Origin of the sequence: Streptomyces sp. Edi4 (assembly GCF_040253615.1) — a bacterium.
Taxonomy (GTDB): Bacteria; Actinomycetota; Actinomycetes; order Streptomycetales; family Streptomycetaceae; genus Streptomyces.
In genome coordinates, this window is sequence record NZ_JBEJGY010000004.1 from 2792072 (window position 1) to 2804764 (window position 12693).

Below are 12693 nucleotides of genomic sequence, written 5' to 3' on the forward strand. Positions count from 1 at the left end.
GAGAAAGCACCCGTTGTCCCTGACCGCACCCCCGGCCCCGGCACCGCGCATCACCTATGGCGCGGTGCTGGGCAGCCCGTACGTCGCCCGCCTGCTCGGCGGCACCCTCACCGGCCGCCTCCCCAACGGCATGGCACCCGTAGCCATCCTCTTGTGGGCCACCGCGACCGGAGGCAGCATCGCCTTCGGCGGGCTGCTCAGCGCCCTGTACGGGCTGTCCTCGGCGCTGGCGCAGCCGGTCAAGGGACGCCTGATGGACCGCCACGGCCAGACCGCCGTGCACCTGCCCGCCGCCCTGCTCAACTCCGCACTGCTGGTGGCCCTGCCGCTGGCCGGCCCGCACGGCGGGACGGCCATCGCCACGACGATCGTCATCGCCGCCGGACTGAGCACGCCACCGTTGGAGGCCGGGCTCCGGGCGCTGTGGCCGAGTGTGCTTCCCAATCCCCGGCTTCGGCATGCCGCGCTCGCCCTGGACACGGGCACGCAGGGCTTGCTGTACATCGTCGGCCCGCTGCTCGTCGCCGCGCTCGCCTCCGCATACAGCCCGTCCCTTGCACTCGCCGTCACCGCTGCCCTCGGTCTGGTCGGCACCGCCACTGTCGCCTGCGCACCGCCCTCCCGGCGCTGGCGTCCCGCGCAGCCGACGAGCACGGACGGCGGGCCCGGGCGGCGGCTGGCAAGCACCGGCCTGGTGCTGCTGTTCGCCTCCCTTACCGGGATCGGGTTCGCGATCGGAGCGCTGAACGTGTGGGCCATCGCCATGGCCGAGCACCACGGACAGGACATGCTCTCCGGGATCCTGCCCGCCGCGTTCTCGACCGGCAGCTTCCTCGGCGGGCTCATCTACGGACGCCGTACCTGGACCAGTACCACCACCCGCCGGCTGATCGCTGCCGGGACCGCGTTCCTGGCTGGGTGGCTCCCGCTGCTTGCCCTCCTGGGACCGTACGCGGCCACCTGTGCGGTCGTCGTACCCGGTGCGTTCCTGACCGTCGTGGTTGCCTGCGCCTACGTCACCACCGACGCGCTCACCCCTGCGGGCCGGACGAGCGAGGCGTACGCGTGGCTGATCCTGTCGATCGGTGCGGGCCAGTCCGCAGGTACCGCCCTCGCCGGGCGCCTCGCCGAGCAGCCCTTCGCCAGCGCCGCGCTCCCCGCCGCCGGTGCCGTCTTCGCGCTCACCGTCCTGTTCGCCGCGCGCCCGCACCTTAGCCCCACGGGGCACCTCTCGCGGCGCGGCCGACACCGCCGCCCGTCTTCGGGTCGGCACAAGTCGCCCTGAACAGCGCCCAATCAGTCACCGTTAACCCTATTTTGAGGAGATTCACATATGGCCGTCCGTAGGCAGTGGACTGTCGAGCACTCGTGCTCTCACCAGGTCGTTCATGACTTGTCCAACCGTCCCGCTGACAAGCGTGCTGGGTTCGCCCGCTGGCTCGCGGCTAAGGATTGCACCGATTGCTGGAAGGCAGCTCGCGATGCCGACACGGGGTCCAAGGAGGAGTGGCTCGCCGCGAAGCGCGCCGAGGAGCAGCAGGCTGCCGTCGAGTGGGCGGAGAAGTTCGACATGCCGCAGTTGGAGGGCCCGGAGAGGGCCCTGGACTGGGGCGAGCGATCCCGCCACCAGCTGATGACTTCCGCGCACACCGCGCTGGTGATCGAGGGGTCCTGGGACGAGGCGGACTGGGCGGAGCTGGAGGAGAAGGCCCGCTCCATCACCCGCGCCGGATGGTGGATCGACCAGCGGGATGCGGAGGGCTCCGACCTGCTCGAACTCCTCGACGCCGCCGGCGAGGACGACCGCGGGACGGAGAACCCGTTCCGCTGACGGGGGCGCAACATAGCCGAGGATCGCCGGTTAGCCAAACCGGCGATCCTCCGGACCATTGTTCCTCCCACCGCCACCCCGCCTCGCGTGGAAGGAACCGCATGTCCCTGACCCCACCCACCCCGGTGTTCGCTCCGGCACCCGACCCGCTCACCCCCGACCGGGACATCACCCACGCCCATTTTCAGGCCGGTGACACGGTTGTCGTCCTGAAGGGGGTCGCCGGCGGAGAACTGTGGGGAGACGCCATGCGCGTGGTCGCCCCGTCCTGGCACACCCCGACCGACGAGGACGGCTGGCGGCTGCGCGATGCGACCGGCGGCGCACAGTCGTACATCACCGCCCACCCCCGCTACCTCGTGCATCTCTCGCGTCGCTGCCCGGACTGCCTGATCCACCTGCGGGCCATGGAAGATGCTCTCCTGCCGAAGTACACCGACGACAACGCCCTGATCGACTGCGGCTGGTACACCACCACCGCCCTCAACCAGTTGGTGCACATCGCCGATGCCCGGGGTGGCCGGTGATTGCCCGTCTCCATCAGCGGACCGACACCCCGCACGACCCGCTCTCCGAGGCGCTTGGGCGCCCGGTGTCGCCGGAGGAGGGGCTGACCGAGCACACCGTCGTCGCCCACTGGTCGGGCCTGGACTCCTACACCTTGGACGACGAGCAGGAGATCTGGACGTCCCTCCAGTGGGCCGAACACCTCGAAGACCCGCTTCTGGAGCACCGGTTCGCCGCCGGCCCCAAGGGCGACCGGCGGGCGATCTTCCACCTCGGCGTCCGGCTCCACCCCGACGACCGCGAGCTGACCGGCCCCGAATGGGCCGAGGTTGCCCACCGGCTGGCCCGCGCCGCCGGCATCGAAGTCCCCGGCGAGAAGAACGGCTGCCGGTGGATCGCCGTTCAGGCCCAGCCCGGGCGCCTCGACCTGATCGCCAACCTGGTCCGCCTCGACGGCACATGGCACGCCCCGCAGGCCGACGCCTTGCGGCGCCTCTCGGAGGAGTCCCGCCGCATCGAGCAGGACCTGCGCCTGATCCCCGTACGAACCGCTGCTCGGCTCCAGGCCGCTGCCAGGCCCGTTCCCACCGTGTCTGCCCAGCTGGCGGCCATCCTCACGCAGCTCGCCGACGAGCAGTCCGGGCCGCTGGCCGCGGTGCGCGGACTCATCGAGCACACCGCCCACCGCATCGCTCGACAGCCCGGCGTGGCCGGTGCCGACACGGCGCATCACCTGGAACTGGTCGCCCGCCGGCTCCACGCCGTCCAGGAAGACCTGGACACGACGGCAGCCCGCCTGAGTCCTGCCGTCCACCCCCGCGTCGCTGCCGCACCGCCTGCCCCCCACCGCGCCGCACATCGATCACCGTAGGAGAAACGTCTCTTTGCCCCTGGACGACCGCTTCCTGGACATCCGCCGCGACCCGCACTCCGAAGAGGTCCTCGCCCGCGGCGGAGACCCCAAGGCCCACAGTGTCCTGCAGCGCTCCGGTTTCGTTCCCGTCATCCGCGTCCACGAGACCTACCACCGCGCCCCCACCGGTCTCACCGAGCACGACGAGTCCCGCCTCGCCACCGAAGCCGTCGCCCGACTGCGAGCCGATGGATACCACGTCGAATGCGACGTCCTCTTCGAGCCAGGAGAACTCCCGCCCCGGTACCAGACCCTGGGCGCAACGGTGGCCCGCCTCGCCGAACGCATCCGCGAGGCCACCACCACCGACGAAGTGGCCGACACCCTCACCGAGCTAACCGCCGCCCACGACGGCATCCTCGCCGCCCTGGGCGAAGTCCTGACCGCCACCGCCGAGTTCCACGACGGGCTCGGCGACGCGGCCGACCCGCACATCGCCCGGCGCCTGCGCTACCTCGAAGAGTGGCGTGTGCGCTCCATCCGCAACGACCTCGCCCACACCCGCGACGCCCTCGCCGACCGGCACGCCCCGCACCCCGGCCGCAGCACCTGTGCCGAAGAGGTCCCCGCCACCGAACGTGAGCGCTCCGCCGTGTGCGCCTGCCCGCCCCCGCCGCGCACACTGCCGGCCCCGCCGCCCCCGGTGGCCGCCGGGCTGCGCCGCTGACCCTCACCTCGCCCAAGGACACCATGCACGATCACGAAACCTCCGAGCGCCTCGCCTCGTACGCCGACGTCCTCGCCGGCGAACTCCCCGGCGTCTGGACCAGTTCCTACCACCCTCCCGAGAACAAGGACGACCTCGCCGAGCTGGCCGACCGCATCTGGGACCTGGACCTGGTCGCCGCATCCCTCGCCGAGCACCCGCTCCAGCAGGCAGCCGTTCTGAGCCGCCCGGACGGTGCCCAGCTCGTCGTCCTGGACCGGCACGACGAACGCGACGGCTTCCTCATCGCCGCCGTCGCCCCCCGAGCGCTGCCCGACGAGGCATACCGCGCAGTACCCGAGCCCAACGGCATCGCTCTGGCGGACGACCCCTTCCTGAGTGCCGAGCAGGTCACCGGTGACCTGCTCACCCGCTACGACACCGCTCTCGCCCAGGTCCGCCACAACGCCCTGGACGGCATCCAGCCGTCCCAGCCGGACCGGGTCGTCCTGACCTGGCAGCAGGACGGCAGTGTCGCCACCGCGCCCGTCGGCGACACGGCCGGCGCCGTCCTGGTGGCCCACGGCTTCATCCAGGACCAGCAGACCGGTATCTATCGCCTCAGCGCAGACGACACCAGGGCCCAGGCTCGCGCCCTGCGCGAGATCGGCCCACAGCTCGACGCGCTCGGCATCGGCACCGCCCTCCAGCACCCCTCGGGCCGGATCGCACCTGCCGCCAGCCCGGCCGCCATGCCGCCGGCCCCGGCTGCGACCCGCACCCCGGCCCACAGGGCCCGATGAAGCAAAGGGAGCCCGACTTCCTGGTGCTGGAGTACATCACCATCACTTCTCGCACCCTCGGCATCCGCGCCGTCCCGCCGCCGCTGCCCCCCCACGACGATCAGGAGCACCGCACTTGGGTAACCGAGCCGACGACTGCGGGACGGACGTCGAGTTCTACGTCAAAGCACTGACCAGCACGATCTACGCGGCTACACCGACTGGCGCGTCCGAGAAGCTCCTCGCGCTGCTCGACCACCTCGGCATGGAGCGCCAGGAGGTCCGTACCGGCGGCCCTGTCTACGTCTGGCACACCGTCCCGGACCACCTGCCAGAGGCGGAACAGAAGCGCCTCGCGAGCCGCGCGATCCCAGCCCTCCTCGTGGCCGGATACAAGGTCAACATCGATCCGGACCTGTTCGACGAGACCGCCTACCAGCAGGCCGTGCACGCGATACGCGCCCATCAGCCCCGGCCTTCCGTGCACAGCCCCGCCTCGCCTGCTGCCTCTCCTCCCACGGCGCCGTCCCGACGTAGCCCGTAAGCCCGAACGGCGGCCCCGGTGCCTCCGCCGGGGCCGCCCCCGACCGCACCACCGACTGGAGTCCCCGTAACACCCCTCGCGCCCCCGCCGATCTCCCGGCGCCTCAAGCCCCGCCTCGCCACCGCCCTGTTCCGCCGCTACCTCCGCGCCTGCATCGCCACCGGGCCTGACCGCCCCTCCCCGCTGGCAGGCGCCCGCCCCGAAGCCGTCCTCAGCGAAGCCCGGCGGATCGGCCACCGCCACCACCACTGACCGCCCCCCGACCTGGAGGAGCATGTCCCACCCCACCCCGTACCCAGTGCGGCTAGCCGACGAGATCACCCGCCAGCTCGGCCTGCTCGCCGACCACCTCGCCCAGCTCCCGCCTAACGAAGCGATGCAGGTCATCGCCCGCGTCCTCGACCCGGACGACGGCCTGCTCGACGGCGTCACCGGCCTCGTGTCCGTCAGCAGCACGTTCGCGAAGGAGCAGGCCAAGCGGGGCGTGCTGCCAGCGGAGGTGTGGCTCGCCCTCGGCCGGGCCACCAATGAGCTCGACGCCATCGGCGGGGACCTGGACGAACACCGCGCCACCCTCCGGCGCGTCGGCGCCCAGCCCGCCACAACAGCGGCGAAGCCGCCGGCTCCCGCTCCGCTCGTCGTCCGGCGGCGCCGGTGAAGAGGAAGCAGTGGCAGGGCTGGGGGGCGGGCGAGCAGGCCCAGCAGCACTACCTCGTCGAGCCGCGCGCCCTTGCCGGTGGCGGCGACGTCCGGCACGTCTCCGAGTTCCTGCGCGCATCGGGATGGCGAGACAAGTCCAAGACGGGCGGCCCCCTCGCCATGGAAAGCCCGGACCGCGCGGTCCGTATCTCCTACGACCCTTACGTCCTGCCCGGCGGGTGGACAATCCACGGCGCCGCGAACGGCCATCAGGACCAGTGGTGGGCGCACCTTGGGCGGCAGACGCCGGTGGAGATCGTCGCCGGTCTCACCGACGCCCTCACCCGCCCCCGCTCCGCGCACGCCCCCAACGTGTGGGCACCTTTGCGGGACCAGGGATGGCACCGTCCGCCCAACAGCGAGCACGTGACCGCGACCAGCCCCGACGGCAGCGCCTGGATGCAGTACCACCAGAGTCCCGACGGCGAGGCGATGTGGTGGACCGGGGCCAAGGACAGCCAAGGCAACGGCTGGACAGCACAGTTCACACCCAGCACCCCCATGCACCTCGTGCAAGCCTTCTCGACCGCACTCGCCAGCCCCGAACCCGTGATGCGCCCCCTCGGCCGCGTCCCGCACAGCGCACAGATCCGCACCACGTCCGTGTCCGTCCTGCCCTCCCAGCTCAGCGCCTGGCAACAGGCCCGCATCACCGCCGCCCGCGCCGCCACCTGGGCCCGCAACACCGCCCGAAGCACCCGCCCCCGCACCACGGCCCGCCCCCACGCCCACGCCGGCGGCACCCGAACCCGCCGCTGAACCCCGACACCCACAACCCGAGGAGCCCGATGCCCGCACTCACCCCGGACACCATCCGCACCGCGACCGAAACCCTGTCCCGCCTCACCAACTACCTGCGCGACAACCCCGAACCGGACGAGGCGCTCGCCCTCGTCGAACCCCTGCTCGACGAGTACACCGGCGTCCCCGTCCAACTCGCCGACACCCTGCGCGCCCTCGCCCGCGTCGTGCAGGATCACCCGGACACCCCGCGCACCAAGCACGCCAGCCTTCTGATCACGGAGCTGCGCGCCGCCGCGTGGGAACAGGCCGACCAGCACACCCTCCACTACGTCCTCGACGGCCTGCGCACCCTGCGCGAGAAGGACCCCACAGCCGAGCCGGGGAGCGGCTGATGCCGCTGAGCGAACGGCAACTCGCCGCCTTCGCCGACAAGCACGCCTGGCAGATCCCGTTCGACACCAGCCCCCGCCACCTCGCCGGCCCCGGAGACGCTCGCCATGTCACCCACGGTCTGGCCGCCGCCGGTTGGAGCCCGACATCCGACCCGCTGAGTGCCGAGATCGTCCTGCACAGCCCCGATCACCGCTACCGCCTCCAGTTCGACCCGCAGTCCGCCACCTCCGCATGGTGGCGGCTGTGGGCCGAGCCCACCGGCACCGAGCCGGGCTGGTACGCCGAATTCGGCGAACTCGTGCCCGCCGAGATCCTCGGCCACCTCACCGACACCCTCATCGCCCCGCCGACCACCCAGCGACCGGACCCGTTTCAGGTCCTGGAGTCGGCAGGATGGGCGCGGAAGACGGCGACCGCGGCCCACTCCGCCGACGGCATGTGCCATGTGGAACGTCGTCCCGATCCGGACGACGCCCAAGGGTTCTGGCACGTCGAGACCTGCGAGCCGGGACACGGAACCCCCATGGGCCCCCGGATCTGGCACGCCTGGTTCGACGGCAACACGCCCGAGCACCTCGTGACCGCCTTCGTCACCGCGCTCGCCGACCCCGCCCCGCTGCAGCGCGCCATGTTCGACCGCACCGCCCACCACAGCGTCGTGCAACAGCCCAGCCCGCACACCCCGCAGCAGACCGTCGACGCGCACGCCACCCGCATCGACGCCCTCCGCGCGCAATCACGCGCCGCCCGCAGGCAGCGGACGAAACCCGCGACGACCCCGGCGCCGACCGCAACCGCCCAACCGGCCGCTCGCCGCTGAACCGACAGGACCCCTCATCTCCGCCGATCACACCGCACACCGCGTTTTCCTCCGTCACCTCGACGGCTACCTGAGCGACAGCAAGCAGATCCTCGACGCCTGGGACGTCTACTCCGACGAGCACACCGACCTCGACGGCTGGCCGTACGACGACCACGCCTACGGAATGCGCGCAAGCCAGCGCGACGCCGACACCCACACAGCGTTCGAGCCGCTCCGCTCCAGCGCCCGTCACCTGCTGGTCACAGCCGAGACCCAGCTTGCCCGCCTGCCGGAGAACACCGTGCAGAGCCGCTGGGTCTACCAGTTGGGCGTTCTGCACGCCGCGCTCGAACGGCTCGAAGAGCTGCACGAGCAGTGGCAGGCGACCCGCGACAACCTCCCCGCCAACGCCCAGCCCGGCACCCCGGCCTTCGACGACGCCCTCGCCGAGCATCACGCCGAATCGTGGAGCTACCTCGACGACTGGGCCTCCCACGGCCAGGCCCTCCGCGAGATCAACTCCGCCGCCCTGAACGCCCCCTCGCCCCTGGCCCCACCACCGACCACGGTCCCCGCACCCGGCCGGCGAACCCCGGTGCGGAGGTGAACATGCCCCCGAAGCCCGAGACCGTCGAGGTCGACTTCATCGCACCGCGTCACCTGGCCGGCGGCGGCGACCCTGCCTGGGTCACCGTCCCCCTGCACCGCGCCTGCGGCTGGAGCTACGGACACGATCCCCTGATGCCCCGCGTCATCCTCTCCAGCCCCGACCAGCAGGCGCTCCTGCGCCTGGAGCCTGACCCCGACGGGCAGTGGTGGACACTCCATCACGCCCACCAGCCGGACCGGCCCGCCTGGTATGCGAGTTTCGGCGCACGCACCCCGGTCGAACTCATCGCGGCCGTCACCGACGCCCTTACCGACCCGGCCCCGACGGCGACCGCACCAGCCGATCCGTACGAACCGCTCCAGCGGCTCGCCTGGTCGCCCCCCAGCATCGGAGGCGACGGCCTCATGTCGCCCGACGGCACCGCGTACATCCAGCGCTCGGGGAGTTTGCAGGAACCGGGCGCCTGGTTCATCGACGCCACGGTTGGCCCGGAGCTCCGGCCGGTGTGGCAGGCCCGCTTCGGCGAGCACACCCCACCGCACCTGATCACCGCGTTCACCACTGCGCTCGCCGACCCGCGCCCCGTGCCGCGCACCGACAGCTTGCGCCGTCTCCCGACCCGCAACCCGAACGCCGTCACCCGCACACGCCGGGAGGTGCCCGCCGTGCAGGTCGCCTCGGCCCTGGAAGAACGCCTCCACACTCTCGGCGCCCGCCGCACCGGCCCGCTGGCCAGCCCGAGCCCCCTGCGACGGCCACCGGACAACAACCGCCGCAACCGCTAACCCCTTCGTCCCCCGCCCGGAAGCATGTAGCCCTTTGCCACCCTCCTCCAACAGTTCCACCGACGGGTACGACCTCGTCCTGCGCCTCCTCCTCGGCGTGCTCGCCATCGTCGTCCCCCTGTCCCACCTCGCCTGGCTGTGCGGCAACATCACCGCCTACCTCAGCGGAGCCGCCTGGGCGCCGTACCAGCCGACCGCCGCCTTGCTCCACCCCGAACAGCTCTGGCCCGAGGCGGGAGAAACGTCCCTTCTGATCGGCAGCCGCATCGTTCCCGTTCTCCTCCTCCTGGCCCTCGGAGCAGCGGCCGGCATCGTGTGGGCCCGGCACAAGAACCGCAGCGGCGGCCGACAGAAAAAGATCACCGACATGGCCAAGGCTCGGGATATCGAGCCGCTGATGGCCAAGGCGATCACCGCCAAGGCCCGCTCCCTGCGCCCGAGCCTGAAGGACGCCAAGCACATCGACGCGAACGACACCGGCATCCTGCTCGGCAACATCCAAGGCAGCCGCCACGAGGTACGGATGGGGTTCGAGGACGTCGCCGTTGCGATCATGGCCCCCCGCTCCGGCAAGACCACCTCGCTGGCCATCCCCTCCATCCTCGCCGCGCCCGGCCCGGTCCTGCTGACCTCGAACAAAGCCGCAGGCGATGCCTTCACCACCGCCTACGACGCCCGGGCGGAGGTGGGGCAGGTGTGGACCATGGACCCGCAGCAGATCGCCCACGCTGCCCGTGAGATGTGGTGGAACCCCCTCGCCAGCGCGACCACTCTGGACGGGGCGAACCGGCTGGCCGGCCACTTCCTCGCCGCCTCGGTGGACGCTTCGCAGCAGGGCGACTTCTGGTCCAAGGCCGGCAGCAACATCCTCTCCCAGCTACTGCTGGCAGCAGCCCTCGACGAGCGGCCGATCACCGACATCATGCAGTGGCTCGCCTTCCCGGCCGACCGCACCCCGCTCGACATCCTCCGCGACCACGGCTTCGCCGCCGTCGCCGCCCAGCTCAAGGGGACCGTGGAGGGACCACCGGAGACGCGTGACGGCATCTACGAGACCGCCCGCCAGTACGCCGCCGCCCTGCTCAACTCCGAGATCGCGGCCTGGGTGACGCCACAGAAGGACGTCCCCGAGTTCCGGCCCGCCGACTTCGTCACGTCCACGGACACGCTGTTCCTGCTGAGCAAGGACGGCGGCGGCGGAGCCTCGGCGTTGATCGCCGCGTGCGCGGACTCCGTGATGCGCGCCGCGACCGCACAAGCCGAGCGCGCCGGCGGACGCCTCGACCCGCCAATGCTCGCGATCCTCGACGAGGCCGCCAACGTCTGTAAAATCTCGGACCTTCCGGACTTGTACTCCCACCTCGGAAGCCGCGGCATCATCCCGATCACGATCCTCCAGAGCTACCGCCAGGGCCAGAAAGTCTGGGGAGACGCCGGCATGGACGCCATGTGGTCCGCCTCCACCGTGAAGGTCATCGGCTCCGGCATCGATGATCCGGACTTCGCGGACAAACTGTCCCGTCTGATTGGCGACCACGACGTGGAGACCACGTCGACCTCGCATTCGGAGTCCGGCAAGTCGACCTCGGTCAGCATGCGGCAGCAGCGGATCCTGCCCGCCGACGCGATCCGCGCCCTGCCCAAGGGCACCGCCCTGTGCTTCGCCACCGGCATGCGCGCCGCCATGCTCGACCTGCGCCCCTGGTATCTCGAACCCGGCGCCGCCGAACTGTCCGCCGCCTCCGCCCGCGCCTCGAAGGGCATCACCGAGCGCGCCGTCGCCAAGGCCGCCCCGAAGCAGACCGACTTCGGCAAGGCCGCGTGACCGCCTCCGCTCGCCCCCTCCCGCTCCCGCTCTCTCCTGCCTCGAAGGATCCGCCCATTACTCCCACCAACATCGCCGAGTTCGCACGCGGCCTCGCGCTGCATCTGCCCGGCGACTGGGCTGCTGACGTAGAAAGCCACACTGACCCAGTTCTGCGATCCGGCCTCATCGGCCGCGTGTGGACCCCGTACGACGCCCGCCCCTCACTCGCCCGGTTCGGCCCTGTCACGGATGCCGTGCTAGCCGGCCCGAGTGGGCAGGCCCTCTATCTGCTTCCGCACCGGACCGGCCGCGTGCTGGTCTGCCCGCTCATCCCCGGCGGCCTGCACGAGGACCTCGCCGACCGCGTTCCCGCGCCTCCGTCTATCGCGGTGCCCCCCGTCCCGGTCCGCGCCGCCTGGCGGTTGCGGGAACGGCTGCTCCCGCACTACATCCACGCCCGCAACGAGGCCCTTCGCGCACAGCGAGCGGCCCGAGCCCGCCCGGACGTGCCTCACCACCCCCTTGCGCCAAGCCTGCCCGCCGCAGTACCGGTGCCCGCCCCGGCCGCACAGCATCCTCGTCGGGCGTGATCCAACCGCCAGTCGAGGGCCTGCTGTTCGACGTGCTGCCGCCCGCCGCGGCCGGGCTGGCACACGCCATCCCGGCCGCGGACCGACCTCGGGACCGAGCAGATCGCCCGCACCCTCTGGCAAGCCCCTGACGGGACACGCTCATGGGCACCTACGAATCCCACGACCTCGACGCCATGACGCCCACCGCAGCACTGAACGCAGTCATCGCCGACGTCCGCTCCCACCCGGTCAGCGCCGGACCGACGGCAGCACGCGGAGAGACCGCTTCGCGCCGGGCCCGCTGATCTTCACCGCAACCAGAGATCGGGGGCGCCGAGAAGGCAGCGAAGAAGCACCGCCGGATCCTGCACCCGGCCCCTCCCTGGAGAACCATGTCTCTCATAGACATCCCCGATGTGTTCATCGGGTCCACCGACGATGGGCATACCTTCGTCGCCCTCAACCGCCGTATCCGCGATGCCGACCGTCTGCTGACCGAGGCCGGGTTCACCGCTCGCGAGCACCTCGGCCGCACGGTCTATCTGCTCCCACCGGGAACTGCCCAGGACGCACACGAGCGCGCCGGCGCCGCGATGTACGGACTCCTGGCCCACACCCACGACCTTGTCGACCTCTCCTGGACGACGCGCTGGAGCCCGGACACTCCCGTGTCCGAACCGGAAATCCGTTTCCAGTTCACCGACGACACCGTGGCCGCGACAGCCGGGACCGACGCCGCCCGCTCCCTGCTGGAGCTGCACGGTTTCACCCTCGCGGTAGACGGCTCCGACCACCAGCCGCCGCCTGGGCTCGACCACGGCGGCCTGCTCGGCGCCGTCACGCGCGCTGAGGCACACGCTTACACCCACGGCCTCGGTGTTCGCGTCGGCCTCAACATCCCCGACCCGCAGGCCATCCCGGCCGCACCCCGCCGCACCTCAACTGCCGTTCCCGGCCCACCGGCCACGCCTGCTGCCCGTCGTCGCGCCCGCTGATCTCCGCCACCGCATCCCCACCCTCTACCACGCAATACGCAGCGAGCGGTTGGTGCCACCAAA

Annotated in this window: 16 protein-coding genes; all 16 read left to right on the forward strand. The window is 71.6% G+C overall.

Going from position 1 to position 12693, the window contains the following annotated elements:
- Positions 1–13 precede the first annotated feature (13 nt).
- A complete protein-coding gene (locus ABR738_RS14715) occupies positions 14–1285 on the forward strand; it encodes an MFS transporter (protein ID WP_350230430.1) in 1272 nt (423 codons plus the stop codon).
- A gap of 48 nt (positions 1286–1333) precedes the next feature.
- Positions 1334–1831 carry a hypothetical protein gene (locus ABR738_RS14720; RefSeq protein WP_350230431.1) on the forward strand — a complete coding sequence of 166 codons (498 nt, stop codon included), beginning with the start codon at positions 1334–1336 and terminating at the stop codon, positions 1829–1831.
- A 101-nt stretch (positions 1832–1932) separates the two neighbouring features.
- Positions 1933–2358, forward strand: a complete 426-nt coding sequence (locus tag ABR738_RS14725; protein WP_350230432.1) for a hypothetical protein — start codon at positions 1933–1935, stop codon at positions 2356–2358.
- A complete protein-coding gene (locus ABR738_RS14730) occupies positions 2355–3209 on the forward strand; it encodes a relaxase/mobilization nuclease (protein ID WP_350230433.1) in 855 nt (284 codons plus the stop codon). Before ABR738_RS14725 ends, ABR738_RS14730 begins: the two co-directional genes overlap by 4 nt.
- Before the next feature lie 13 nt (positions 3210–3222).
- The gene (locus ABR738_RS14735) at positions 3223–3918 is read left to right on the forward strand and encodes a hypothetical protein (protein ID WP_350230434.1); all 696 of its coding nucleotides are present in this window, start codon (positions 3223–3225) and stop codon (positions 3916–3918) included.
- 23 nt (positions 3919–3941) lie between these two features.
- Entirely contained in the window at positions 3942–4700 is a 759-nt protein-coding gene (locus ABR738_RS14740) for a hypothetical protein (protein WP_350230435.1), read from the forward strand.
- Positions 4701–4815: 115 nt separating this feature from the next.
- Positions 4816–5223, forward strand: a complete 408-nt coding sequence (locus ABR738_RS14745; RefSeq protein ID WP_350230436.1) for a hypothetical protein — start codon at positions 4816–4818, stop codon at positions 5221–5223.
- A 274-nt stretch (positions 5224–5497) separates the two neighbouring features.
- Complete coding sequence (locus tag ABR738_RS14750) at positions 5498–5881, forward strand: hypothetical protein (protein ID WP_350230437.1); 384 nt, start codon at positions 5498–5500, stop codon at positions 5879–5881.
- Complete coding sequence (locus tag ABR738_RS14755) at positions 5878–6681, forward strand: SPDY domain-containing protein (protein WP_350230438.1); 804 nt, start codon at positions 5878–5880, stop codon at positions 6679–6681. The genes ABR738_RS14750 and ABR738_RS14755 overlap by 4 nt, the downstream gene beginning before the upstream one ends.
- Positions 6682–6710: 29 nt before the next feature.
- Positions 6711–7058 carry a hypothetical protein gene (locus ABR738_RS14760; RefSeq protein ID WP_350230439.1) on the forward strand — a complete coding sequence of 116 codons (348 nt, stop codon included), beginning with the start codon at positions 6711–6713 and terminating at the stop codon, positions 7056–7058.
- Positions 7058–7879 (forward strand): SPDY domain-containing protein, encoded by an 822-nt coding sequence (locus ABR738_RS14765; protein WP_350230440.1) that lies wholly within the window; start codon positions 7058–7060, stop codon positions 7877–7879. The genes ABR738_RS14760 and ABR738_RS14765 overlap by 1 nt, the downstream gene beginning before the upstream one ends.
- 166 nt (positions 7880–8045) lie before the next feature.
- On the forward strand, positions 8046–8468 hold the full coding sequence (locus tag ABR738_RS14770; protein ID WP_350230441.1) for a hypothetical protein: 423 nt from the start codon (positions 8046–8048) through the stop codon (positions 8466–8468).
- A 2-nt stretch (positions 8469–8470) separates the two neighbouring features.
- Positions 8471–9256, forward strand: a complete 786-nt coding sequence (locus ABR738_RS14775; protein ID WP_350230442.1) for an SPDY domain-containing protein — start codon at positions 8471–8473, stop codon at positions 9254–9256.
- 34 nt (positions 9257–9290) lie between these two features.
- Positions 9291–11081, forward strand: coding sequence for a type IV secretory system conjugative DNA transfer family protein (locus ABR738_RS14780; protein WP_350230443.1), 1791 nt, complete (start codon positions 9291–9293; stop codon positions 11079–11081).
- Positions 11082–11796: 715 nt separating this feature from the next.
- The gene (locus ABR738_RS14785; RefSeq protein WP_350230444.1) at positions 11797–11940 is read left to right on the forward strand and encodes a hypothetical protein; all 144 of its coding nucleotides are present in this window, start codon (positions 11797–11799) and stop codon (positions 11938–11940) included.
- An 87-nt stretch (positions 11941–12027) separates the two neighbouring features.
- A complete protein-coding gene (locus tag ABR738_RS14790; RefSeq protein WP_350230445.1) occupies positions 12028–12630 on the forward strand; it encodes a hypothetical protein in 603 nt (200 codons plus the stop codon).
- The last annotated feature ends 63 nt before the right edge of the window (positions 12631–12693 follow it).